The sequence below is a fragment of the Pseudomonas fluorescens genome (assembly GCF_002837185.1).
Classification (GTDB): domain Bacteria; phylum Pseudomonadota; class Gammaproteobacteria; order Pseudomonadales; family Pseudomonadaceae; genus Aquipseudomonas; species Aquipseudomonas fluorescens_AM.
Genome location: NZ_KZ477996.1, coordinates 19,561 through 44,633, shown reverse-complemented (window position 1 = coordinate 44,633; position 25,073 = coordinate 19,561). Strand labels below are relative to the sequence as shown.

The following is a 25,073-nucleotide window of genomic DNA, read 5'->3' as shown; positions in this document are numbered from 1 at the left end:
CTGCTGCTGACACTCCGTCATCGGGGGCAAGCCCCCTCCCACAGTGTCCGCGTTCCACTGCTCAGATTCGGCGGCGGCGGTTGAGTTGGGGGATGGCGGTTTGCGCAACTTCCACCTGCGGTGCTTGCGGCACCGTGCGCGCCGCCAGTTGCGCCAATGTCGGCTGGCTGAACAACGTCCGTGCATCCACCTCCAGCCCGGCCTTGCGCAAGCGTGCCACCAGGTTGACCGCCAGCAACGAATGCCCGCCCAGTTCAAAGAAGTGGTCGTGCCGCCCTACCCGTTCCAGTTTCAGCACCTGCGCCCAGATCGTGGCCATCAGGTGTTCCACCTCGCCCTGAGGGGCTTCATAGGCGCGGCTGACCACCGCCTCCAGCCCCGGTTCCGGCAAGGCCTTGCGGTCGAGTTTGCCGGCAGGGTTGAGCGGCAGGCTCTCGAGTTGCACGAAAGCAGCCGGCACCATGTACTCAGGTAACTGTTCCAGCACATGGGCGCGCAACGCGTCCAGGCTGGGGGCCTGCTCGCGCAGGGTGAAATAGGCCACCAGGCGCTCGTCGCGAATCAGCACCGCCACTTCCCGCAAGGCGGCATGAGCGGCCAGGCACGCTTCGATCTCGCCCAGTTCCAGGCGCACGCCGCGCAGTTTGACCTGGAAGTCATTGCGCCCGAGAAATTCCAGGTTGCCGTCCGGCAGGTAGCGCACCAGGTCGCCGGTACGATACAGCCGGTCGCCGGCGACGAAGGGGCTGTCGATGAAGCGTTCGGCAGTCATCTCGGCCAGGCCCAGGTAGCCACGGGCGACACCGACACCGCCAATGTGCAACTGCCCGCTGATGCCCATCGGCACCGGCCTGTCATGTTCATCCAGCACATACAGCCGAGTATTGTCGATCGCCCGGCCGATCGGCAGTTGCAGCGCGGGCACCGGCGCGCCCGGCTCCAGGGTCCACGCGCTGCTGTCCACCGTGGCTTCAGTGGGCCCATACACGTTATGCAAGCGCACGCCAGGCAAGCGCGCCTGCACCCCGCGCGCCAGAGCCTCGGTCAGCTCGCCACCGCCGCACAGCACGTCGGTAAGGCTGGTGCACAGGGCTGACGCTTCCAATTCAAGAAACTGCTGCAACATCGCCGGCACGAACTTGATCACGCTGATGTGCTGCTCGCGGATCACCTGCGCCAGGTACGCCGGCTCGCGATGCCCGTCGGGCCGCGCCAGCACCAGGCGCATGCCCTGGGTCAGCGGCCAGAACAGCTCCCACACCGAGCCGTCGAAGCTGAACGGCGCGCGTTGCAGCAAGGCACCGCCCGCGGTCGGCGGGCACAGCCGCGAGCCCCAGTGCATGAGGTTGCCCAGGCCGCGATGCTCGATCATCACGCCCTTGGGGGTACCGGTGGAGCCGGAGGTGTACATTACGTAGGCCAGGTGGTCGACAGTCAAACCCGGCACCACAGGGTTGTCGGCCGGAGCCTGGTGCCAGGTGCAGTGGTCGAAATCGATCACCGGCACCGCCACCTCCTGCACACAGTCACGGGTGGCGGCCTGGAGCAGCAGCGCCACCGGCTGGCTGTCTTGCAGCATGTAGGCCAGGCGTTCGCGGGGGTAGCCCGGGTCCAGCGGCACATAAGCGCCGCCGGCCTTGAGAATCCCCAGCAAACCCACCACCAGGTCCAGCCCGCGCTCGACGCACAGCGCCACCCGCGAATCCGGCTTTACACCGTGTTCGCGCAGGTGAAAGGCCAACTGATTGGCGCGTCGGTTGAGTTCGCGATAGGTCAGTTGCTGCGTGCCTGCCTGCACCGCAACGGCATCCGGCAGTTGCCGCACCTGGGCCTCGAACAGCGCTTGCACGGTGAGGGTTTCGGGATAGGCGGTGACGGTGGCGTTGAAGTCCACCAGGAGCGCCTGCAATTCACTGGAGGGCAGCACCTGCACATCGCGCACCGGGCTGGCCGGCGCCTGTTCCAACGCCTCGACCAGACCGTTGAGCGCTGTGTCGAGGTAACCCAGCACGCGTTCGGCCCCCACGGTGCGTGGCGCCTTGGCCTTGAGCCGGAAGCCGCTGGCGATGTCGTCCGCCGTAAGCATCAGCGGATAACTGAGAATGTCCTCGCTGCTGAGCATGGCGATACCCGGCACCAGGTTCAACGCCGGCTCGGCGCGGGTATGACGGTAATTGAGCAGGCTGTTGAACAGCGGCGCGGCGCTGCTGCAGCGCTGGGCCAGGGCCAACGAGGCTTGCTCATGCACGAGCAAGGCGCTCAGTTGCTGGTGGGTGTCGGTCAATGCATCCACCACGCTTTGCCCGGCCAGGCGCACGCGCAGCGGCAAGGTGTTGATGAACATGCCCAGGGCGCGATCGGCGCCCTCGCCCGCTTGCAGGCGACCGAGCAACACCGTGCCGAACACCACGTCTTCGCGGCCGGCCACGCGGCTGAGCACCTGCGCCCACGCGAGGTGAAACAGGCTGGCGGCACTGACCCCAAACGCGCGAGCCTGGGCACGCAGGCGTTGGTTGAGTGATGCATCGAGCGCCTGCACGCACTCTTCGATTTCAGCCCGATCCGCCTGGCGCTCCTGCAAGCCGAAAGCGAGGGTCGGTTCATCCACGTCCGCCAGGCGCTCGCGAAAAAACGCCTCGTGGGCCGCTTGCCGCTGCGCTGAACGGGTCTGCGCGACCACGTTGCGGTACGGCACCGGCACCGGCAACTGCGCCTGTTGACCGAGCAGATGGGCGCGGATTTCGTCCACCAGCACGGTGGTCGAGGTGGCGTCGTTGACCAAATGGTGAAAGCGCAGCCTGGCCACCCAGCGCTGGTGGTGCGGCTCTTCTGCGTAATCCAGGGCCATCAGCGGCGCGTGGCGCAGGTCCAGCGGCCGGGCGGGTTCACGCAGCGGTTCGAGCGGCAACCGCGCGTGCCGCCACACCACCTGCATCGGCTGTTCAAGGGCGTCCCACACCAGGCTGGTGCGCAGGATGTCGTGACGGTCGATCACCTGTTGCAGCGCCTGGGCAAACGCGTCCAACTGCTCGCGGCGCGCAAAGCTGAACATCGCCTGCTGCTGGTAGGGATCGCGCTCGTCGGTGATGTGGTGATAGAGCAGACCTTCCTGCAGCGGCGCCAGCGGGTAGATCTCCTGCACATTGCCGGCGCCACCGGGAATGCCGGCGACGATGCGGTCCAGGCTGGGCTGGTCGAGGTCGGCCAGGGCAAGCATGTCCGGCGTAATCCGCGTGCAACCGGCCGGGATGCGATTGGCCGGTACCGCCACTTCGCTGCCGTCACTGGCCGCCGCCAGCGCTGCCAGGGTGGGCTGGCCGAACAACACCTGCACGTCGGCCTGCAGGCCCGCCTCGCGCATGCGCTGCACCAGTTGCACCGCCAGCAGCGAGTGCCCGCCCAGTTCGAAGAAATGGTCGTGCCGGCCGACCTGTTGCACCTGCAGCAACTCGGCCCAGATCTGCGCCAGCGTGGTTTCGACGCCCTCGCGGGGCGCCTCATAGCGACGGGTGACAAAGGCCGCCTGGGTGGGCGCCGGCAACGCCTTGCGGTCGAGCTTGCCATTGGCGGTCAGGGGCAACGCCTCGAGGTGAACGTAGGCCGCCGGCAGCATGTAATCGGGCAGCGAGACGTGCAGATGGGCGCGAAGCGTTTCGATGTCCACCGGGTGATGCGCGATGAACCAGGCCAGCAATTGCCCTTCGCGATATTCCACCACGCAGGTCTTGATCGATGGGTGCGTCGCCAGGGCTGCTTCGATTTCCCCCAGCTCGATACGCACACCCCGAATTTTCACCTGGTCGTCATTGCGCCCCAGGTATTCAAGGTTGCCGTCCGAAAGCCAGCGCGCCAGGTCACCGCTGCGGTACATACGGCCGCGGTTGAAGGGGTCGTCGACGAAGCGTTCGCCGGTCAATTCGGGACGATTCAGGTAGCCCCGCGCCACGCCCTGCCCACCGATATACAGCTCCCCCACGACGCCAATCGGCACGGGCCGTTGTTGCGCGTCCAGCAGGTAGATAAGGGCATTGGCGATGGGCGCGCCAATGTGCAACGGCTGGCCGGCGTCAACGCGCCCGGAGGTGGCGACCACGGTGGCTTCGGTCGGGCCGTAGTTGTTGATGACCTCGAAGGTTTGCGCCTGGTTGAACCCGCGCAGGCGGTCGCCGCCGATCAGCAAGGTGCGCAAAGTGGGGTGCGCCAGGTGCTGGCTGAAAGCGTATTCGGCCACCGGCGTGGGCAGGAAACACACGTCCAATGGCTGGGCGCGCCACCACTGGAGCAGCGCATCGATATCTTCCGCACCGTCGTGGGCGGGCGGTAGATGCAGGGTCGCGCCGACGCACAGCGCCGGCCAGACTTCCCAGGCCATCGCATCGAAACCAAACCCGGCGACACTGGCGGTATGGCTGCCCGCGTGCAGGTCGAAGGCCTGGCAATGCCAGTCCACCAGGTTGGACACGCTGTGGTGCTCGACCATCACGCCCTTGGGCAAGCCCGTGGAACCTGAGGTGTAAATCACATAGGCAAGGTGGGACGGCATCACCGCGACCTGAGGATTGCTCTCGGCGCCGTGGTCACTGGACGCGTCCAGCGCAAGCACCGGCACATCCAGGGCCGGCAGGCGATGCAGCAGGTCGCGCTGGGTCAGCACCGCCACGGGCGCGCTGTCGTGCAGCAGATAATTCAAGCGCTCAGTGGGATGGGCCGGGTCTATCGGCACATAGCAGGCGCCGGCCTTGAGCACCGCCAACAACCCGGCCAAGGTCTCCAGGCCGCGTCGCGCCAGCACCGCGACGCGCTCATCCGGCTGCAGGCCGTGGGCCAACAGTTGATGGGCCAGCGCATTGGCCTGACGGTTGAGTTGCGCGTAAGTCAGTTGCCGTCCCTGATACACCGCCGCGACGGCGTGCGGCGTGCGCGCCACTTGAGCCTCGATACGCCCATGCAGGGTCTGCGGTGTGGTGTTGGGTTGCGCCGTGGCATTCCATTGCTGCAGCCGGGCCTGGTCCTGTGGCGTCAGCAACGCAAACTCGCCCACCGTCAGCGTCGTGTCTGCCAGGCCCTGCTCCAGCAACCCGGTGAGGCGCTGTGCCAACGCCTCTACGTCGCCCTGCTCAAAGTACGCCTCGTTATAGACGCAATGCAGGCACGCCGTGTCCTGGTAACGGTTGCTGCGCAAGTGGATCGCCAGCGGCAGCGGCTCATGGTGGTTGGATACCTTGACCGCACGGGCCTGCACCTGGCCGTAGCGCAGGTCGTGGTCGTCCTGCTCGAACGACACCGACAGGTCGAACACCTGTTCGCGATCCGTACGCCGCAGGCCCAGCTCGCGGTTCATCTCACTGAGGGGGAAGCGCTGGTGGCGCATGTCCTGCTTGAGCTGATCGCGCACCCCGCGCACCAGTTCACCGAAACTCAAGGCTTCGCTGAACTGCAACCGCACTGCGCTGACCTGGGCGAACAAGCCGACCGTGGCGCGAAAGCGCGCGTTGGAGCGGTTCAGAATCGGCAGGCCCACCACCCATTCATTGCGCTGGCCGGTACGGGTGAAATACACATACAGCGCCGCCAGCAACACATGGAACGCCGAAGCCTGGTAACGGTTGGCCACGTGTTCCATACGGTTGAGCAGCGCCACCGGAAAGGGTTGCACGCACGTATTGCTCGCGGCCTTGGCGGTGTGCCGTGGTGTGAGCAGTGGCTCGGGCAGCACCTGGTATTTGTCCAGCCAATACTCACGATCACGGGCGTAGCGGGCCGATTGCCGGTAGCGCTGGTCGCTGTCGATGAAGTCGATATAGGACGGTGCCAACCCGTCTGCTTGTCGGCCGTGCTGCACGGCGGTGTACAGGTGGGCAAGTGATTGCAGCATCTGGCCGAACCCCCAGCCGTCGAGGATCAGGTGATGGGCCTGGGTGCCAAGGCGGTAATGGTCGTCGTCGAGTTTGACCAGGAAAAAACGATACAACGGCTCGCCGCTCATGGCGTAGGGCCGGGCCATTTGCGCCTGCATCAAGGACTGGGCGGCGGCCTTGGGGTCGGGCACGCCGCAGAAGTCGTACTGCGCCACGTCCACCGTCCATTCGGCGGCGAAGGTCTGCCGGGGCAAGCCATCGGCGCCGCTGTGCAGTTGGGTGCGCAATGCGTCGTGCCGGGCCACCAGCAGCTCGATCGCACGCTGGATCCATTCGGGTGCGATGGCGCCGGGCAGATCAACGTAACCGCCGATGTTGTACAACGGCGAGTGACCCACGCGCAGTTGGTCGAGCCAGATGTCCTGTTGCGCGGCGGTAAGGGGAAAGCTGGCCGGCGGGCTGGAAAGTTGCGTCATAAGATCCTTCTCATGGGGGTCAGGCACTGGCCGCGCAGGGTCGCCCATTACCACGAATTGATCGGATTTGAGCATGGTGAAGCGAGGGCGTCTGACACCCGAAACCCGGACATCCAAACGGATAGAGCGGGCTTGGCTGAGGGTTCACTGCTGAAACGATGAAAGGCTTGTAGGAGATTGGCTATATGTGTCCGACGTTTAATTTGAAAAATGTTTTTCAATTTTTGAGTTTTCTTTAACTATCAATAGGTTAATCACATTTAAAGATTCACCTTTCGTCCTCGTATGCTGAGTTAACTGTAAGAAACGTCGAATTAATGACGCGGATTTTATGGCAGCTTGTGTCCCTCGATTCCGCTACATACGTAGGACAAATCGCTATGGCTAAATGAAATCTCGAACGCCGAGTTACGTTCACGCAGTACGGAATGCCCCGAACAGACCCAGGGCATCCGTTGACGGTTTTCGACATCAAGGATGAGATGGCTATGAGTCTGCCCCCTAGTATTACCGATACCCAGAGCCCACATTTCTATGCCGAAATGGGCGCGCTTATTTCCAGCAGCGGCCAGGAACATTTCGCCGCGAACATGCTGCATCTGGTGGATAAATGGATACCGGTTCATCTGGTGGACCTCAGCGAGTGGTGCCTCGATGAACTGCGTGACAGCGTGCTGGATATCCAACTGCTGGGCAGTGCGGGCCTGAACGAAGACCTGCCCGCGCCCCAGACACTGCACTCGCTTGACGACCACCCCCTGCTGCGACAGATGCTGCGCATGCAGGACCCGCTGCTGATCCAGATGAAAGCCAAGGCCGACAGCGCACACCCGCGTGGCAGCTCGCACCAGTGCAACCTGGTTTCGCGCCAGGGTCATCGACGCTGTGTGATTTCGTTCTATCGCCCACCTGCCGAGCGCGGGTTTTCCCTGGCGGAACTGTCGTTTCTCAAATGCCTGTCCGAGACCTTGCTGCCGTTGATGGAGCGTCACGTGCTGATCCTGCGCCAGGCGCCGCACGCCGAGGCGGAGCCTGGGCACAACGGGCTGGAGCAGTCGCAATTGCAGCGTGAGTTCTACAAGCGCTTGGCGCTGAGCGACATCACCCTCTCGGCCCGCGAGCAGGAAGTGTGCCTGGGCCTGTTGACCGGCGGCACCGTGCCGCAGATCGCGGAAAAACTCAGTGTGAAAAACAGCTCGATTGAAACCTACCTCAAGCGCGCCGCCGCCAAGCTCGGTGTGAGTGGCCGACACGGCCTGGCCAAATGGATGGTGGGCGCCTGATGCACACACGGACCCTTGCCGCCGTTGGCGTAGCCTGGATGCTCGGCGGGTGTTCGCTGATCCCCGAGTATCAGCGGCCCGACGCGCCCGTGCCGGCCCACTATCCCCACGACGGTGTGTACCGCCAGGCGCAGGCAGGCACGCTGCCCGACGCCATGGACTGGCGCCAACTGTTCCACGACCCGGCACTGGCGCCGTTGATCGACGCGGCATTGGTCAACAACCGCGACCTGCGGGTCGCCGCACTGAATGTGCAGGCATTCCAGGCGCAGTACCGCATCCAGCGCGCCGACCTGTTCCCGGCGGTGTCCGCCACGGGGGCCGGCAAGCGTCAGAAATTGCCGGAGGGTGTGACCGGCACCGGTAAGTCGGCGATCACCTCCAACTACTCCGCCACCCTGGGCTTGAGTGCCTATGAACTCGACCTGTTCGGCCGCGTACGCAGCCTCAGCGAACAAGCGATGCTGACTTATCTGGGTACCGAACAAGCCCGGCGCAGCGCACAATTGAGCCTGGTGGCCAACGTCGCCAACGCCTACCTGACCTGGCGTGCCGACCAGGAGTTGCTGGCCCTGGCCGAGCAGACCCTGGCGGCCAACGATCGCAGCTGGCAACTGACCAGCCGCAGCAAAACCGCCGGCAAGGCCTCGGCGCTGGACGTGGTACAGGCACGCACGGCGGTGGAAAGTACCCGCGCCAGCGTGGCCCGCTACGAACGCCAGGTGGCCCAGGACCTCAACAACCTCACGCTGCTGGTAGGCGGCCCGGTGGATGCCCACCTGCCCGCGCGCCCACTGGCCGACGACCTGGTCGCCCGCGTGCCTGCGGGGTTGCCTTCAGACCTGCTGCAACGGCGACCGGACATCCTCCAGGCCGAATACCAGCTGCAGGCGGCCAACGCCAATATCGGCGCGGCCAGGGCGGCGTTCTTTCCGTCGATCACCCTGACGGCCAACGCCGGCAGCACCAGCACGCAACTCTCGGGTTTGTTCAAGGGCGGCGCGGGCACCTGGACGTTCCAGCCGCAAATCAATCTGCCGATCTTCAACGCCGGCAGCCTGCGCGCCAGCCTTGATTACGCCAGGCTGCAGAAGGACATCACGGTGGCGCAGTACGAAAAGTCCATCCAGACCGCTTTCCAGGAAGTCGCCGACGGCCTCGCCGCGCGCCAGACCTTCAACGACCAACTGGACGCGCAACGGGATTTCGTCGCCGCCAACCAGCGCTACTATGACCTGGCCCAGCACCGCTACCGCAGCGGCGTCGACAGCAACCTGACCTTTCTCGATGCGCAGCGCGCGTTGTTCAATTCACAGCAGGCGCTGATTGTCGATCGCCTGGCGCAACTGGTGGCGCAAGTGAACCTGTATACCGCGCTCGGCGGCGCGTGGGATCAGCCGCCAAGCCTTGCAACTGCACGCTAGGGCAGCTTCAGACCAGCAGTTTGGGGATTACGGCCACGGGAGCCGGGGGCGTGTGCGGTGCGTTGTCGTTGTTCATCCAGGTTTTAAGCGTCGTCACTAACGTGCCCAGCAACTTCAACAGCTCGGCTGTTTCCAGATCACTCCGGTTGGACTTGAAAACCTGGCCAATGACATGGTGTGCCGGCACCTGGCCAAAACGTTCGAATTGATCAAGGGTTTTGCCCGCCAGTCGAGAAGTTGCGCCGTCAGCTGTGTTGAGCGTGACCATTGTGTATAGCCTCATTTAACGAAAGGATAGAAATCGCAGTGCGATCAAGGATGCATGACTTGCCCACCGTCACCGTCGGGCATTGAGTTCAACAAGCACTCATGCGTGGCCAGCCGGTAGGAAAGGTTCCTGATGCCAACGTGGGCGTGCGGTAACAACATCCTTCTACTTCAGCCGATTTCTATCGGAAAACTCCGCAGGCTCGGCGTTTTCATCCGAGCGCAGTATTGCGCCGCCCGGCAGCATTCAGCGGGCTGCGGACACATCACGCTTGTCGGACCGCTCTTACGCAACTTTCGGGTTGCGTCCGATGAACCCCGCCGCTAACCTTCGCGAGTCGCTGCAAAATCAGCGAACGGGTGTGGTAGCCCAGTTCTTTCATAGACCCCAAAACGCTCGCGGGCGTTTTTTTGTGCGGGCTGCTTTGTGGCGGCTGTGCATGGGAGGCTTCGGCCTGCCGGGTTTCTATGACCGGTCTACCACCCCGTGTACAGTCGCCTCCCTACTTCGTGTGGTAGCGAAATGGAGGTGCTCATTCATAGGAGCTTCGCCATGAAAAAAGTCACGCCCAATCCCCCGCCATCCCCCTCGGATGACAACCCGCAATTACCCCCCGATGTCATCTTCTCCGTCCGCCCAGGCCTCAGCACCGAAGCCGCCTTGAGCAATGCCAGCGAAATGCTGGAGTCAGCGACCGTCTGCGCCTATGACTGCGCCGAACACGTGGATGGCGCCAGTCGCAAGCATGTTTTAGCCGTGGTGCAGATGATCGAAATAGCGAAGTTACTGGTGGATGATGCGCTGAACCGGGAATGTCCGGTGGCCTGATCCGGAACGCCACCCCCCAGCACAGTGCAACCCCTGTGGGAGCTGCCGAGCTTCAGCGAGGCTGTGACAGCGCCCACATCTGATCTGCCGCGCCGGCAAGACCGCACCTGGCTAACAGCGTCCCATCGCCAGGCTATGGGGTGAAAACTCTACGAACTGCCAACGCAATGCCAAGGCCGCGGGACGTCGGATCACCTGTTCCACGGTCACCGTCCACAACCGTTGCGCCCCCTCGAACTCGGCCACCTGCGGCCCGCTGAGCATCAACGATGTACGCCCCGCCACTTGCAGCATGTCCCCCGACTCGAAATCGATGAACAACAACCCTGCCACCGGGTTGGCTTGCAGGTTGCCGAGGGTGTTGAAGAACAGGTTGCCGGCAAAATCGGGGATGGTCAGCACGTTGCCCTGCACCTGCACGAACCCGGTGTTCCCGCCCCGATGAGAAACGTCCACCGAACGCTCGCCGTGCAGGTCGACATAGCTGGCGACGAAGAAGGTGTCGGCGTTGCGGATCATGTGCTGATCGGCGCCATCCAGGCTGTCGCTGCGCTCGGCCACGTTAGCGGGTTTGCGCGCAATCGTGTCGACCGGGCGCAGTTGGATGTATTTGGGGCAGTTGCCGAAGCTGTGCACCACGTCGACTGCAAAGCCTTCGTGATCCACTGCGCCAATGCGACCGTTCATGCGATTGCGCCGGCGGGTGTTCAGGTCGATGCCAAGCACGCCGACGGCTGCGCCGGCCGTGATTCCAGCGCGCGCCGGATCGCTGTTGGAGGGCAGGCTGTCGATCTGCAACCGGTACGGATCAGGTGAGTGCGCGAAACCGGGCGCGCCTTCGAGCATCGTCGCCCACGGCGTGCCCTGTTCATCCACCGCGCCCACCACCAGATAAGGCAGCAAGGGATAGAAATCGCGATGTTGCTCGGGCAGATGATCGCGTATGACCTTGGGGCCGATCACGGCCATGCGCTCGGCCGCGCCGGCAGTTGCCTGCAGTTGCCGTTCGCCGGCATGCCAGGGGGATTGCTCGATTGAGTTCATGACGGTCACCTCTCGTTGGATAGCTGGATGCTGCGCCTGACCCGACGCCGAGAGAATGACCACCCCGGGCAATCCACTATTACGCCAGCTGAAATGCCGGGTGCCCGCGCAATGCCGCTACACAGTCATCGACAAAACTGCGCACACGCATCGGCGCATGGCGACCTTCGCGGTAGACCACCTGCACCGGCACCGCAGGCAGCTCAAAGCCTGGCAATACGCGATGCAGCCGGCCACTTGCCAGGTGCTCGTGCACCGGATAGTTCAAGCAACGCACCAGCCCCGCGCCCTGCACGGCTGCATTGATCGCGCCTTGCACCGTGGCGCAGCGCAGACGTGCGCGGGCCTTGAGCTGACAGTGCGCGAAGTCCCACTGCACCGGGTCGGCATCGGCGATCAGATGGTGCTGCCTGAGGGCGTCGGGATGCAGCGGCTCGCCGTGGGCGGCAAGGTAGCCGGGACTGGCGCAGAGGATGTGCCGCACATGCCCCACCGGTCGCGCGATCAAGGACGAGCTGGGCAACGCGCCCACCAGCACCGCCACGTCCAGCCCTTCCTCATGCAGGTTCGGGTAGTAGTCGTGATAGTGGGCGAACAGGCGCACCAGCGGGTAACGCTCCATGTACGCGGCCAGTACCGGCGCCATCACATAGCGGCTGAACAGCAACGGCATGAATACGCGCAGATTGCCCTGGGCCTGGCTATGCAAGCCCTTGGCCGACGCTTCGGCCGCCTCCACCGCCGCCAGCAACCGCACGCAGTCGGCCATATAGGCAGTGCCGGCGTCGGTGAGGCTGACCCCACGGGTGCTGCGCTGCAACAACCTCACCCGCAAACGCGCTTCCAGACGCGCAATCGCGCGCACCAGGGTCGGGCCCGAGACGTGCGCAACGCGCGCCGCCGCCGCCAGGCTCGGTTGCCCGGCCAGCGCCACGAACAACTGCATATCGCGATAGCGCTCCATCAACCGCGCTGCTTTTTCATCGGTTTGAGGGCCACGTCATGCCCCAGGCGCTCGGCCAGAAAATCGACGAATGTGCTGACCTTGGCCGGCACTCGCCCGGTGTTCTGGAACACCACGCGGATCGGCAGCGCCGCCGGCTCGAAGTCCTGCAGGACAATCTCCAGCTCACCGGCCGCCACGGCCGCCGCGACCTGATAGGACAGCACCCGGGTCATGCCCCACCCCAGCCGCGCCAGGTTGATCGCGGCGTTGTTTGCCGTGACCGCCAGGCGCGGTTCGATCGGCACCGTCAGCGGCAGGCCGCCGTCGACGAAGGCCCATTCACTCACCCGTTGGCTGGCGGATGAGGCGACGATCTTCGCTTCACGCAAGTGTTCAGGCCGCTGGGGTCGCCCATGCCGAGCCAGGTACGCGGGCGATGCGCACACGACCCGGCGCACCTCACCGACCTCGATCGCCTGCTGCCCCGGCTCGGGCAGATGACCGATGCGCACGGCCACATCGACACCTTCGTCGCTCATATTGACGACGCGGTCGACCAGCAGAGCATTGATGTTCACCTGGGGAAAACGGTCGAGGTACTCCCCCAGCGCCGGCGCCACAAACAACTCGCCGAACAGCACCGGAGCAGTCACGTTCAGTTGCCCGCAGGGGATCGAATAACTGCCCGCCGCCGCTTCCTCGGCTTCGTCCAGCTCGGCGAGGATTCGCCGACAGTCTTCCAGGTAACGCTGCCCGGCTTCGGTCAGGTGCAGGCTGCGGGTGGTGCGCGCCAGCAGTTGGGTGCCGATGCGTTGTTCCATGGCGGCAATCGCCCGGGTCACGCTGGGCGGCGAGGTGTTCAGACGCCGCGCGGCGGCGGCAAAGCCGGCCTCTTCGGCCACCGCAAGGAACACCTGCATTTCATGAAAACGGTCCATCGACACCCCTTGAAGATTACTCTGATTGCAGCCCCGCCACAGTGCGCGGCATGCCGACGAAGCCCGGCAATGCTTCAATGCTGGCGAGCCAGGCGCGCACCTGAGGATAGTCGGCCAGCGACACGTTGCCTTCCGGCGCATGGGCCACGTAGGTGTAGAAGGCAATATCGGCAATGCTCGGCAGGTCGCCGGCCAGAAAGCGGCTCTCGTCCAGTTGCTGCTCCATCACGTTCAGCAGGGCGTGGGCGCGGTTGATGGCAACGGCTGTGTCCACCTCGGCACCAAACACCGTGGCCAGGCGCGCCGTGGCAGGCCCGGCATGCAATTGACCGGCCGCCGCCGAGAGCCAACGCTGCACACGTGCCTGCCCCACCGGGTCAGCGGGCAGCCACTGGCCATTGCCATATGTGTTGGCGAGGTACACCAGGATCGCGTTGGAGTCGGCCAGCACCGTGCCGCCGTCGTCGATCACCGGCACCTGGCCGAAGCGGTTGAGGGTGGCGAGGAATTCGGGTGATTTATGGGCGCCTTGCTTGAGATCCACCAGGATAAATTCCATGGGCAGGCCCAGCAGGGATAGCATCAGCTCGACCCGGTGGGAGTGGCCGGACAGGGGAAAACCATACAGTTTGATCGCAGGCTGGGTCATGAAAGGCTCCAAGGAATAGGTATCAACGCCAGGCATGTTCCACCCCTGTCGGACTTAGCGGAATGGCCAGGAATGACAATCCAGCATTTCACCTGATGAAACAATCGGGCGCTAAGCCAAACACAGGATTTCGATAAAAAAATTCAAACTATCGCCCCTCCCATCGTTCACACCTTCACGTGCAACGCAATGTAGGAGGCAACATGCAATACCGACAACTGGGCCATTCCGGTCTGCTGGTCTCGGAAATCATCCTGGGCACCGTGCCGTTTGGCGGTCGTGCCGAGTTCGAGAAATGCGGCGCGGTGGACGTGCCCCAGGCCAGGCGCATGTTCGATATCGCGTTCGACGCCGGGGTGAATATGATCGACACCGCCGACCTGTACTCCCATGGCCTGGCCGAGGAAGTGGTCGGCAAAGCCTTGGGCGACAAGCGCAACGATATTCTGCTGGCGACCAAAGGCCGCAGCCCGGTGGACGAGAACCCGAACAATTCCGGCTCGTCGCGCTACCACTTGATTCGCGCCTGTGAAGCCAGTTTGAAGCGCCTGGGCACCGACCATATCGACTTGTACCAACTGCACAACTGGGACGGTCTGACGCCCATCGAAGAAACCCTTGAAGCGCTGCGCCTGTTGGTGGGCTCGGGCAAGATCCGCTACTTCGGCACCAGCAATTTCACCGCCTGGCAAATGATGAAAGCCCTGGGCAAGGCCGAGTTGCACGGCATGCTCAAGCCGATCACGCAGCAGATCTACTACACCCCAGAATCCCGCGAGGCCGAGTACGAGCTGCTGCCTATGGCGCTGGACCAGAATATCGGCACGCTGGTGTGGGGACCGATGGGTGAAGGCCTGCTGACCGGCTCGACCCGGCGCGGGCATAAGCCACCGGCCAATACCCGCCAGGGCAGCGGCTGGCCGGAACCCTACGTGCATGACCAGGAGCGGGCGCTGGATATCATCGAAACCCTGGCCGCCGTGGGCGACGAGCACGGTGTGTCGGTGGCGCGCACCTGCCTGGCGTGGCTCAAGGATCGCCCGGGGATCACCTCGCTGATTGTCGGCGCCCGCACCGAAGCGCATCTGCGCGACAACCTTGCGGCGACCGAGCTGAAACTGACCGAGGAGCAATCCTCACGCATCGAGGCCGTGACGCGCCGTCAGCCGCTGTATCCTTACTGGCATCGCTTTACTGCGGGGATCGATCGCTTCGATCCGGCAGAACAGCCGTTCCTTGCCGAGCATCAAAAAACCATGGATGCGCGCAAGGACAAATAGCGCCTGCACGCAACAGATCAACAGGTGGGAGAGGCTTGCGCCCTCTCACCTTTGGTAAGGGAGATCGCGTTGATCGCACAACTCATGATCGCCGCCCTCGGCGTCGTCGCTATCTGGTTCAGCCAAAGCAAACGCCTCAAAGTGCGCCGTTATGCCTGCCTGTTCGGCATGGCCGGCCAACCGTTCTGGTTCTGGTCGTCGATCAATGCCGAGCAATGGGGCATTGTGCTGCTCAGCTGTTTCTACACGGTGGCCTGGGCCAAGGGCATCAAGACTCACTGGATTGATCGCAAGACTGATGAACCCGTCTAGCCGCACGCCACCCGACCGCGTGGCCAGCAATTCCCCCCTATGACGCCTTGGCAATGAAACCGCCCAAGACACGCGTCAGGCCTGCTCAGCTCGGTTGGCGAAGCGCCATCGACTAGGCTTCCTCGTCAGAGGAGCCTTCCATGATGAGCTCGATGATGGCTTCTCTATATTCCTTCACATCTAAAGGCATACCGGTTCTATTCGCCTGATAGCATGAGTTCCGAATGCCGCCTGAGCCAAAACTGCTTTCATCTGCGAGACCACACTATGCGTAACCTGATTGTCGCCGGCGCTTGCCTTTTATCCATCACCCTGACCGGCTGCCAGCACACCCCACCGGCCAACGACCAACTGGACGCCGTACTCTGGACCCAGACCTCCATCGAGCACGAGTTGATCTACCGTCAGCTCTTCGCCAACGCCACCCGCCAACTGGATGTCGCCCTGGCCGATCCCGGCTGGGACGCGCTGCCCTTTCCCGCGCGAGATCTCACAGGCCTGCCGCCGGCGGTAGTGGTCGATATCGACGAAACCCTGCTGGACAATGTGCCGCTCAATGCCCGCGACATTCTAAACAACCAGGTCTATTCCTATGACCGCTGGAACACCTGGGTCGACCAGGCCAAGGCCCAGGCGCTGCCCGGTTCGGTGGCGTTCCTGCAGGCAGCCCGGCAAAAAGGCATCAAGGTCTATTACCTCACCAACCGCGAACACAGCCAGGTTGCGGCCACGGCGCGCAACCTGCGCCTGCGCGGGTTCCCGATTGAGAGCGATGAACACATCCTGGCAGCCAGCACGCCTACCGGCCACTGCGAAAGCGCCGGCTATGGCAAGAACTGTCGTCGCCAGTGGGTGGCCAGCCATGCGCGGGTGCTGTTGATGGCCGGTGATTCCCTGGGCGACTTCGTGCAGGCCGAACACAACACGCTGGCGGCCCAGCGCAAGGCGGTCGAACCCTATGTGAACTGGCTGGGGCAGCGCTGGTTCCTGCTGCCCAATCCGAGTTACGGCAACTGGTACAGCGCGCCCTATGGGGATAATGAGAAGTTGGCGTTCGAGCAAAAGCGCAGGCTCAAACAGCAGGCGTTGCAGTTGCAGGAGTAGCAGCGTGCACTACTCCCGCCTGGCTCAGCGGCGTGCGCTGACGGCTGCGCCGTCGTTGGACACGATCACTTCCACACGGCGGTTCAACTGGCGTGACGGCGCGCTCAGGTTATCGGCCACCGGGTACTGCTTGCCGTAGCCCACCACGGTGATGCGTTCGCTGCGCACGCCGAACCGCTCCAGGCCACGCGCCACGGCCTGGGCGCGACGTTCGGACAAGCTCTGGTTGAAAGCGTCGCCGCCGGTGCTGTCGGTAAAGCCTTCTACGCGAACCTGGCGTTCAGGGTTCTGCAACAGAAAATTCGCCAGCCCCTGGAGGTCGCGCTGGCTGCCCGGCTTCAGCTCGGCCTTGGCGGTATCGAACAGCACATCGCCAAAGGTAATCACCTGGCCGCGCTCCGACGGCTGCGCCTTCATGGCCTGCAAGGCCTTGAGCTGTGCGGTCCTGACGTCAAGCTGGACCTGGGTGCGGTCGACTGCGATGTTGTCGAGCCGCGCATCGATTTTGCGGCCGGCAATGGTCTGTTCCGCTACCGCGATTCGCTGCGACGCCAGGTACGCCAACTGGTCGATCTTCGGATCGGTTCGGTCATGCAGCGAAACCTGGTTGGCGCGGTCAAGCGCATTGGAGGCGATACGCGTCTCGACTGCCGCCAAGGTGGTGGACTCAGGCTTTTGCTGCAAGCTGGAAAATTGACTGCGCGCTTGCAGCAGTTGCGCGTTTTCCGGTGGCGTGGCGCAACCGGCCACGGCCAGCGCCAAGGCGGACAGAACGGGAATGAAGTAAGTGGCACGCATGGGGAGAATCCTCAGTGGGTAGTCGCGGGAGCGTTGAGCATTTCCTGCTTGAGCACCTGGATGCCCTCGCGTGCCTGCTGCAAGACCTGCTGTTTACGCACCGTGTTGGCCTTCGTCTCGGCGAGGTTGGCGTCCACTTCGATCTGCTCGGCCAGCGCGTCCACTTCCACGTAGTGTTTTTCGCCGATGGCTTGCTCCATACGCGCCAGTTTGTCTTGGGCGGTCTTCATCTCCAGCGGTGCGAATTGCGTGGCTTGCGCCGCCAGGGCGCGGCCCACCGAATCGCGGGCCAGGGAGATTTTTTCCGTCGGTGCCAGCGGCGTGGCGCAGCCTGCCAATGTTGCCGCTACGATCACCGCCCAGGCCGAGCGGCGCAGGCGTTTGCTCACACGGGTGATCCTCATGTTTTGACTCCTAAGCCTATTCGTATGGCTGTGGGGCCTGTTAGACAGGCCCCTTGCCGTCTCGCTTGTGGTCAAGCGATGGCGCCATCCTAGGAGGAAAAACACGGGCGAGAAGAATGAAAACTCCCAGATACCTGTAGGGGATTTCTCAGAGAAAGGGTGACAGTCTGCCCTGCGCTCACACCGCCCTGGCCGCCACCGCCTCTACTTCCACCAAGGCCCCGGGCAATGGCAATGCCACCACCTGCAACGCCGTGCGCGCCGGTTTGTTCGGTTGTTCAAGGGTGCCGAAGAACTGCGTATACCCGCGCTGCAATCCGGCGAAATCCAACTTGCCGTCGGTTTGTGCGGCGCCCACCAGGAACACCCGCAACTGCACGATATCGCCCAGGTCCAGATCCTGCTGCCCAAGGATGTTGCGCAGCTTGTTGAACACCGACACCGTTTGCACTTCGGTGTTGCCGTACACCCCGGGAACGTTCGGGTCGACCAGGTCCGGCAAGGTGCCGCTGACGAATACCAGGCTGGCCGAGGCCGGCACGGTCACGGTTTGCGAGATGGGGAAATCGCCGACGCTGGTGCGTTGGATACTGTCGCTCATGGTGTTGCTCCTTATTGGATGTCTACCCAGGTTTTAAATGCCGCCGCAGCGTTATGACGCCGCCAGTGCCGCACGGTGACGTTGCCGGCTCACCCGTTCGGCCAACTGCGCAACCACATGCCGCGCCGAGTTGGCCGCCGATTCCTGCCAGATACCCACGCCGCTCTGCACCAGACCGTCGCCGGCGAAGTACACGCGGCCGTGGGCCTGTTCCAGCAACGCGCTGGCCTCGGCGGGAAAGTGCTCGCGTTGCAGCCAAGGGCCTTCGCTGTAGGGGATCTGCTCCCAGGCCACCGCCAACGGGTGGCGCAGCTGCGTGGAATAACCGGGGTGCAGCAGTTCCACGGCGTGTCGGGAGGTGGCGTACTGCGCGGCGAACGACTGCGCGCCGAACGCGCCGGCGCCCTCCCCGGTGACATAACCGGCCACCAGTACCCCGTCGCGGGTGTTGAGGTCGTTGCTTGGGTACCACAGCAGGCGCGCCGGATGTTCAACCCAGGACAGCCCGCCGTAAATGCGGTAATCGGTTTCCCAGAAGCGCGGCGATTGCCACGCCACTTTCGTCGCCTGGTCGCTGCGGGTGCTGAGCAAGGCGGCTTTGACCGGGTCGCTGAAGTCGGTGTCGAGCCTGGCCAGCAATGGCAGGGGCAAGGTGGATACCAGGTAATCGGCACGCACCACCTGTTCACGGCCGCTGTGCTGGTCGTGATAAGTCACCGCGACGCCGTCTTCCAGTTGGCGAATCTGTCGCACCTGAGCGCCCAGTTGCACCTGCTCGCGCACACGCTGATAGAACGCCTCGGTGATGCGGTCCATGCCGCCCACCGGCTGAAACATGGTCGCCGAGAACTCCGGGAATTCGGTGTGCAGCAGCGCGCCCCACAGCTCGGGATGCAGCAGGCGCTCAAGGCCGATCGGCTGCGCGCTGGCGGGCAGTGCGCCGGGATGCACGGGCGATTCACGGTGGCCGGAACGCAAGCTGCCTTCGTAGGCCAGCGCCTGGGAAAGGTCGCCATACACTTGAAGGAATGCCAGCAAGCGAGTGCGTTCCTCGCCGCTCAATACGTCGTCGAGCGCATCACGCTGCACCGCCTTGGCCAGCAAGCCGGACAGATGGCCGCGTGCATCATTGACCGCCTGGCCGACGGTGAACGCCGGTTGTTGCAGGTCCGGCCGCACTTGAGCGCCATGGCTGCTGTTGACCAGCACTTGCAGCGGCACGCCCAGTTCGCTGCAGTAGTCGAGGATGGTGCGGTGCTGGCTGGGAATGCGCGCGGGGCCGGCGTTGAAATACTGGCCCGGATCGAACGCTACCGTTTGCGCGCGGCCATCGGTGTAGTCCACGCGGTCGCCGTTGCGCAGGGTCCAGGTGCGCCCACCCACGCGGTCGCGGGCCTCCAGCACCTGCACGGTGAACCCGGCACGGCTCAGTTCCAGCGCGCTGACCAGCCCGGCGATCCCGGCGCCCAGCACCAGCACGCGGGTGCCCTGGCCCAGACCGTCCTTGAGTTGCAGCGGTTGCGGCCGCCGGTGTGAAGACGGCCCCAGGCCCAATGCGGCCAATGCGTCTTTGGCCGCCTGCTCACCGCCGACGGCGGCAATACTGGACAGCGCTTCACGTCGTGTCAGTCCCATGTTCGATACTCCTAATCCGGCAGGCCCGGTGGGTTGATCAGCGATTTATCGACGCGCTCCACATCCAGCCCCCAACGCTGCAAGACCTGGGCGTATTGGCCGCCGGCAATCGCACCTTCCAGGGCGGTATGGATCGGCTTGACCAGGCCGTTGTCCTTGCGCGTGGTCACGGCGATATCGGCCTGCAACGGCCAGCCGCCGTTGACGGTGCCGACGCGCTTGATGCCGCCGGTGATCGCCGCCGAATAGGCGTACACCGAGTTGGGCCCGAACAACGCATCGCTGCGCCCCGACTGCACCGCCAGTTGCGCGGCGGCCTGGTCGTCGAAGTACTGCAACAGCGCAGGCGTGAGGCCCGCTTTTTCATTGGCCTCGTTCCACGCCAGCAGGACTTTTTCCTGATTGGTCCCGGAGCCGACGATGATCTTGAGCCCGGCAATGTCGGCGGCCTGTTTGATCTCGCTGATGGGGCTGGTGCTCTTGACGTAAAACCCGAGCACGTCCTGGCGATAAGTGGCGAAGTCAAAACGCTTCTTGCGCGCTTCGGTCACGGTGACGTTGCTGACCACCGCGTCGTACTTGCCCGAACTGACGCCCAGGGGCCAGTCCTCCCAACTGGTCTGCACCACATTGAGTTGCAGGCCGAGACTGTCGGCGACCAACTGCGCGGTGTCGGCTTCACTGCCGATGGTGGTCTTGTCATCGCTGGCCAGCAGCGCCAGAGGCGGCCCGGCCACGCCGGACACGGCTACCGTGAACTTGCCCGGTTGGGCGAACTTGAAGCCCGGCGGGATCTGCGCAATGGCCGCTTCGTTACGGGGCGCATGAATGCGCGGGCGGTCGGGGCTGAGGTCGACCTGCTGCACGGCGAACGCCTGTTGCGCGGTGGCGACGGCGAGCGCCAGCACGGCCACACGCAGGGGGTGGTTAAACATGGGCAGTCACTCCTTGAACTAAAGCACTTTGCCGAGAAAGGCCTGGGTGCGGGGATGTCGGGGTTGGCGGAAGATCTGTTCGGGCGGGCCTTCTTCGATCAATTGGCCGTCGCAGAGAAACACCACGTGGTCGGCCACTTCGCGGGCAAAGCCGATTTCATGGGTGACGATGACCAGGGTCACGCCCAATCGGGTCAGGCCCTTGATCACGTCGAGCACTTCGCCCACCAGTTCCGGGTCGAGGGCCGAGGTGGGTTCGTCGAACAGCAATACCTTGGGGTCCAGCGCCAGGGCACGGGCGATGGCGACGCGCTGTTGCTGGCCGCCGGAAAGCTGACGCGGGTAGGCATCGAGCTTGTCCGCCAGACCGACCTTGGTCAGCAACTCGGCGGCGTTGTAACGCGCCTGGGCCTTGCTCCAGCGTTTGTGCGCCAGTGGCGCTTCGGCAATGTTTTCCCAGGCGGTGAGGTGCGGGAACAGGTTGAAGTTCTGGAACACGAAACCCACGTCGATGCGCCGCTTGAGAATTTCGCGCTCTTTAAGCTCGAAGAGCAGGTCACCCTTGCGCCGATAGCCGACGTACTCACCGTCAATGGTGATATGCCCGCTGTCGATCTTCTCCAGGTGGTTGATGGTGCGCAGCAAGGTGGACTTGCCTGAGCCGGACGGCCCGAGGATCACCGTGACCTTGCCCGGGTCGATCGTCAGGTCGATGTTGTCAAGCACCTGCTGGTTGCCAAAGCGCTTGCCGACGCCCTGGATCTGGATACGCCCTGCGCGTGCTTCAGCCATGGGATTTCTCCTTGAGCCAGTGGCGCAGCCGTTGCAGCGGTGTCGGCGGCAGCACGCGCGCAGTGCCACGGGCGAAATGGCGCTCGACGTAATACTGGGCGCTGGTCAGTACGGTGGTGATGATCAGGTACCACACGGTCGCCACGATCAGCAGCGGGATCACCGCCTGGGTGCGGTTGTAGATGACCTGCACGGTGTAGAACAGCTCCGGCAGCGCCAGCACGTAGACGATGGAAGTGCCCTTGACCAGGCCGATGATTTCGTTGAACCCCGACGGCAGAATCGAGCGCAGTGCCTGCGGCAGGATGATGCGAAAGATGCGTCGCGAAGCCGGCAACCCCAAGGCCGCCGCCGCTTCATGCTGGCCGGCTTCCACACCGATCAGGCCGCCACGGATGATCTCCGCCGCGTACGCCGCCTGCATCAGGCTCAAGCCCAATACAGCCACGGTAAATTGGCTGAGCACATCCACCGTCGACCACTCGGCGAACACCACCTCGGTGAAGGGCACACCGACCACGATGTGGTCGTAGAGGTAGGCAAAGTTGTAGAGGATGATCAGCACAAGCAGCGCCGGCATCGAGCGGAAAAACCAGATATAGCCCCAGGCCAGCGCCGCCAGCAGCGGCGAGCCGGACAACCGCGCCAGGGCCAGCGCGGTACCGAGGATGATACTGAACAGCGTGCTCAGCAGCGTCAGCAGCAACGTCTGCCCCAAGCCACGCAGCACCGAGGGCGAGAAAAACCACTGGCCGAACACGCCCCACTCCCAGCGCGGGTTGGTGGCCAGGGAATGCACAATGGCGAGCAGCACCAGCGCGGCAAAGATCGACCCGGCCCAGCGCCAGGGATGCCGGGCCGGCACGACCTGCAAGGCCTTGATCGGCGTGGCGACACGGCGCTGGTGACGCGGGTAAGGATTGACTTCATCGATCAGGTCGAAGGGTTTGGCGACAGTGGGCATGGTCTATTCCTCGCAGGCCTTAGAAGGCATAAGTCAGCCGGGTGTAGTAGTACCCGCCAGTAAAACCGTAGGGCGAATAGGTGCCGTAGCTGGCAAGCATGGTGCTGCTCGGCACGCCTTGTTTCTTGGGGTAGAGGTCGAAGAGGTTCTTGGCGCCGATGGCCACGTTGAGGTCTTTGGTGAGGGCGTAGCCGAGGTCGAGGTCGGTGATCCATTTGGCGCTGTAGACCCGGTCCAGCTCGCGATCAGCCGAAGCATTGACTTCCTTGTAGGCGCCGTAGCGCGTCAGGGCCAGGTTCAGGTTGAAACGCTCGAAGCTCCAGTCGCCGCCGAGGATCAGCTTGGTCGTGGGTTGCACGCCGGTGATCAGGTTGCGCGCCTCCCGGTCCATCAGCTCATAGGAAGTGCCGAGGATGTTGGTCGACTCCTTGTAATTGCGGATTCTGGTCTGGTTCCAGTTGAACGCGGCAGTCCACTTCACGGCACCGAACGCGCCCAGGTCGTGGTGGTAGCTGCTGACCAGGTCCAGGCCCTTGGTGCGGGTATCGGCGCCGTTGATGAAGTACTGGCCGCCGGAGGTGGAGTTGACGCCGTTGTTCTGCAACACCTGGCTGACTTCGGGCCCGAGCAGGGTGCCGGTGAGGGTGATGCGGTCGCGCAGGTTGATCACATAGGCGTCGGCGGTGAAGCTCAGGCGGTCGGTGGGGGTGAGGGTCAAGCCCAGGCTGAAGTGGGTCGAGCGTTCGGGCTTGAGATCCTCGGCGCCCAACGCCCTGGCCGCCGCCGAACCGACCGGCAACACGCCGTAGTTGATCGACTGGTACACCCCATCCACCACGCCATAGGTGGTCGAGCGCGCGCTGAACAGGCTGTTGGCCAGGGACGGCGCACGAAAGCCGTTGCTAACGGTGGCACGTACCGCCAATTGCGGGGTGAAGTCATAGCGGGTGGTCAGCTTGCCGCTGCGGGTGGCGCCCACCCCTTGATTGTAATGCTCATAACGCACGGCGCTGCCGACGTACCAGTCCGGCAGCGGGTTGAAGCCCGCATCGACATACCCGGCGACGCTGTTGCGCGAGGCGCTGCTTGCTTCGTCGGGGGAAATGCCATTGGTGACCTGGGCCCCGGACGCGGCGCAATTGCCCGGCGCCACGCAGTAACCGCCGTCGGCATAGGACGCGTAGTCTCCGGCCTGCACCTCATAGGTGTCGCGCCGGTGCTCGAAGCCATAGGACAGGTCCAGCGGCTTTTGCAGGCCGATGTCGAAGCCGCGCTTGACGTCCAGGTTGGTGGTCAGCTCGGTGGAAATCCACGTGCCGGAGGTGAAGCTGTTCGGCGTGGCCTCGCCCAGGGACGGGTTCTGGTTGTGGGTGGTGCCCTGCTCCGCTTCGTTGCGCCCGTAGGTGGTGGACAGGTCCCAGTCCCACTCGCCCACGGTGCCCTTGCCGCCAAAGGCCGCCTGGAAATCGTCTTCGTCGATGTACCAGGTGGGCGTGTAGCCGGAAGGATAGCCATTGGGCCCGGTGGTGATGGTGTTGGTGATGGTCGGCAGGCGGAAGTTCTGGCCCTGCTCGGCCTTGCGCCGCGAGTAGGTGGTGAAGGAGTACAGGCTGAGGCTGTCGTCGATCGGCAGTTCGGCGTTGTAGCCCAGGGTCAGCAGATTGGTCTTGGGCGTGCCGTAGCCACCGTACGTAGACTTGCCGGCCAGGCCGTAGGCTTGTTCATAGGTGTAGCCGTTGGCGCTGGCCTTGTTGTCGTCATTCTGGCTGCGCGCATCCAGGGCCAGTTGCACGATGCCGCCGTCGCCGATTTCGAAGCCTTTGTTGAGGCTTTGCTGCACGGTCTGCTTCTTGCCGTCATAGCCCAAGCCTGCGTTGGTCACCGAGGTGCCGCGGGTGTCGGCCTTGAGGATCACGTTGATCACCCCGGCGATGGCGTCGGAACCGTACTGGGCGGCGGCGCCATCGCGCAGCACTTCCACATGGTCGATGGCACTGATGGGGATCAGGTCCAGGTCCGCCGGCGCGGCGCCGGTGTTGATGCCGTTGATGTTCAGGGTGGCGCTGGTATGGCGGCGCTTGCCATTGACCAGTACCAGCACTTCGGCGGCGCTCAAGCCACGCAGGTTAGGGGCGCGGGCAATGCCGCTGGCGTCCCAACCGGTTTTTTCCGGCAGGGTCAGCGACGGGATCACCGCGCTCAGGGCCTCCATCAACCCGGGCTTGCCGGTGCTTTGCAGTTGTTTGGCGCTGACCACATCGATGGGCACCGGGCTGCGGGTGACGGTGCGCTGCTCGGCGCCTCGGTTGCCGGTGACCACCACGGTGGACAGGGTGCTGTCATCCTGGGCCTGGACCGCGGCGGCCAGCAGGGACAAGGTCAAGGCGGCGGTGGGGGGTAGAACATGCTTCATCGCTATTCCCGGCTTTTTTCAAATCGCAGAGTCGGGCAGGCACGCGCCTGGCGCGGCATGGCCGGTGTTCAAGGTGTAGATGCGGTTTGAACTAGGTGTGGGGCGAGCGAGGGGGTTGAAG

General features: G+C 63.9%; 20 protein-coding genes. 6 read left to right on the top strand and 14 right to left on the bottom strand.

The genetic code is table 11. The features are described 5' to 3' along the window. Positions 1–61: 61 nt before the first annotated feature. On the bottom strand, positions 62–6,334 hold the full coding sequence (locus tag CIB54_RS13430) for a non-ribosomal peptide synthetase (RefSeq protein WP_101220020.1): 6,273 nt from the start codon (positions 6,332–6,334) through the stop codon (positions 62–64). Positions 6,335–6,822: 488 nt separating this feature from the next. On the opposite strand from CIB54_RS13430, the gene CIB54_RS13425 reads away from it, so the two are divergent. Both CIB54_RS13425 and adeC read left to right on the top strand, forming a co-directional pair. Then, on the top strand, positions 6,823–7,617 hold the full coding sequence (locus tag CIB54_RS13425; protein WP_101220019.1) for a helix-turn-helix transcriptional regulator: 795 nt from the start codon (positions 6,823–6,825) through the stop codon (positions 7,615–7,617). Further along, positions 7,617–9,041 carry an AdeC/AdeK/OprM family multidrug efflux complex outer membrane factor gene (gene adeC / locus CIB54_RS13420; protein WP_157829718.1) on the top strand — a complete coding sequence of 475 codons (1,425 nt, stop codon included), beginning with the start codon at positions 7,617–7,619 and terminating at the stop codon, positions 9,039–9,041. Before CIB54_RS13425 ends, adeC begins: the two co-directional genes overlap by 1 nt. Positions 9,042–9,048: 7 nt before the next feature. Here adeC and CIB54_RS13415 read toward each other — a convergent pair whose 3' ends face one another. Further along, positions 9,049–9,309 carry a hypothetical protein gene (locus CIB54_RS13415; RefSeq protein ID WP_065952983.1) on the bottom strand — a complete coding sequence of 87 codons (261 nt, stop codon included), beginning with the start codon at positions 9,307–9,309 and terminating at the stop codon, positions 9,049–9,051. 552 nt (positions 9,310–9,861) lie between these two features. On the opposite strand from CIB54_RS13415, the gene CIB54_RS13410 reads away from it, so the two are divergent. Continuing rightward, entirely contained in the window at positions 9,862–10,137 is a 276-nt protein-coding gene (locus tag CIB54_RS13410) for a DUF6124 family protein (RefSeq protein ID WP_101220017.1), read from the top strand. 111 nt (positions 10,138–10,248) lie between these two features. Here the strand turns inward: CIB54_RS13410 and CIB54_RS13405 are convergent, their stop codons facing one another. The 4 genes from CIB54_RS13405 to CIB54_RS13390 form a co-directional block, all read right to left on the bottom strand. Beyond that, positions 10,249–11,181: a pyridoxamine 5'-phosphate oxidase family protein gene (locus CIB54_RS13405; RefSeq protein ID WP_101220016.1), complete on the bottom strand. Its 933-nt coding sequence runs from the start codon at positions 11,179–11,181 to the stop codon at positions 10,249–10,251. A 79-nt stretch (positions 11,182–11,260) separates the two neighbouring features. Further along, positions 11,261–12,145, bottom strand: a complete 885-nt coding sequence (locus CIB54_RS13400) for a LysR family transcriptional regulator (RefSeq protein WP_101220015.1) — start codon at positions 12,143–12,145, stop codon at positions 11,261–11,263. After that, entirely contained in the window at positions 12,145–13,065 is a 921-nt protein-coding gene (locus tag CIB54_RS13395; protein WP_101220014.1) for a LysR family transcriptional regulator, read from the bottom strand. The genes CIB54_RS13400 and CIB54_RS13395 overlap by 1 nt, the downstream gene beginning before the upstream one ends. A 16-nt stretch (positions 13,066–13,081) precedes the next feature. Beyond that, positions 13,082–13,714 carry a glutathione S-transferase family protein gene (locus CIB54_RS13390; RefSeq protein WP_101220013.1) on the bottom strand — a complete coding sequence of 211 codons (633 nt, stop codon included), beginning with the start codon at positions 13,712–13,714 and terminating at the stop codon, positions 13,082–13,084. 203 nt (positions 13,715–13,917) lie between these two features. Here CIB54_RS13390 and CIB54_RS13385 point away from each other — a divergent pair, with 203 nt between their 5' ends. The 3 genes from CIB54_RS13385 (at position 13,918) to CIB54_RS13375 (ending at position 16,410) form a co-directional block, all read left to right on the top strand. After that, positions 13,918–14,994, top strand: coding sequence for an aldo/keto reductase (locus tag CIB54_RS13385; RefSeq protein WP_065887222.1), 1,077 nt, complete (start codon positions 13,918–13,920; stop codon positions 14,992–14,994). A gap of 69 nt (positions 14,995–15,063) precedes the next feature. Continuing rightward, positions 15,064–15,306, top strand: a complete 243-nt coding sequence (locus CIB54_RS13380; protein ID WP_083218063.1) for a hypothetical protein — start codon at positions 15,064–15,066, stop codon at positions 15,304–15,306. Between the two features lie 267 nt (positions 15,307–15,573). Next, positions 15,574–16,410 (top strand): 5'-nucleotidase, lipoprotein e(P4) family, encoded by an 837-nt coding sequence (locus CIB54_RS13375; RefSeq protein ID WP_101220012.1) that lies wholly within the window; start codon positions 15,574–15,576, stop codon positions 16,408–16,410. A 24-nt stretch (positions 16,411–16,434) separates the two neighbouring features. On the opposite strand, the gene CIB54_RS13370 is transcribed toward CIB54_RS13375, so the two are convergent. The 8 genes from CIB54_RS13370 to CIB54_RS13335 form a co-directional block, all read right to left on the bottom strand. Then, complete coding sequence (locus CIB54_RS13370; protein WP_101220011.1) at positions 16,435–17,208, bottom strand: OmpA family protein; 774 nt, start codon at positions 17,206–17,208, stop codon at positions 16,435–16,437. Positions 17,209–17,219: 11 nt separating this feature from the next. Continuing rightward, a complete protein-coding gene (locus tag CIB54_RS13365; protein WP_065952972.1) occupies positions 17,220–17,612 on the bottom strand; it encodes a DUF4398 domain-containing protein in 393 nt (130 codons plus the stop codon). Between the two features lie 178 nt (positions 17,613–17,790). Continuing rightward, positions 17,791–18,213: a RidA family protein gene (locus tag CIB54_RS13360; protein ID WP_065952971.1), complete on the bottom strand. Its 423-nt coding sequence runs from the start codon at positions 18,211–18,213 to the stop codon at positions 17,791–17,793. A gap of 51 nt (positions 18,214–18,264) precedes the next feature. Next, positions 18,265–19,848 carry a flavin monoamine oxidase family protein gene (locus CIB54_RS13355; protein WP_101220010.1) on the bottom strand — a complete coding sequence of 528 codons (1,584 nt, stop codon included), beginning with the start codon at positions 19,846–19,848 and terminating at the stop codon, positions 18,265–18,267. Positions 19,849–19,859: 11 nt separating this feature from the next. Further along, positions 19,860–20,783 (bottom strand): ABC transporter substrate-binding protein, encoded by a 924-nt coding sequence (locus tag CIB54_RS13350; RefSeq protein WP_101220009.1) that lies wholly within the window; start codon positions 20,781–20,783, stop codon positions 19,860–19,862. Between the two features lie 18 nt (positions 20,784–20,801). Continuing rightward, complete coding sequence (locus tag CIB54_RS13345) at positions 20,802–21,575, bottom strand: amino acid ABC transporter ATP-binding protein (RefSeq protein WP_065952968.1); 774 nt, start codon at positions 21,573–21,575, stop codon at positions 20,802–20,804. Beyond that, the gene (locus CIB54_RS13340; RefSeq protein WP_065952967.1) at positions 21,568–22,539 is read right to left on the bottom strand and encodes an amino acid ABC transporter permease; all 972 of its coding nucleotides are present in this window, start codon (positions 22,537–22,539) and stop codon (positions 21,568–21,570) included. The genes CIB54_RS13345 and CIB54_RS13340 overlap by 8 nt, the downstream gene beginning before the upstream one ends. A 19-nt stretch (positions 22,540–22,558) precedes the next feature. Further along, positions 22,559–24,952 (bottom strand): TonB-dependent receptor plug domain-containing protein, encoded by a 2,394-nt coding sequence (locus CIB54_RS13335; RefSeq protein WP_101220008.1) that lies wholly within the window; start codon positions 24,950–24,952, stop codon positions 22,559–22,561. Positions 24,953–25,073: the final 121 nt, after the last annotated feature.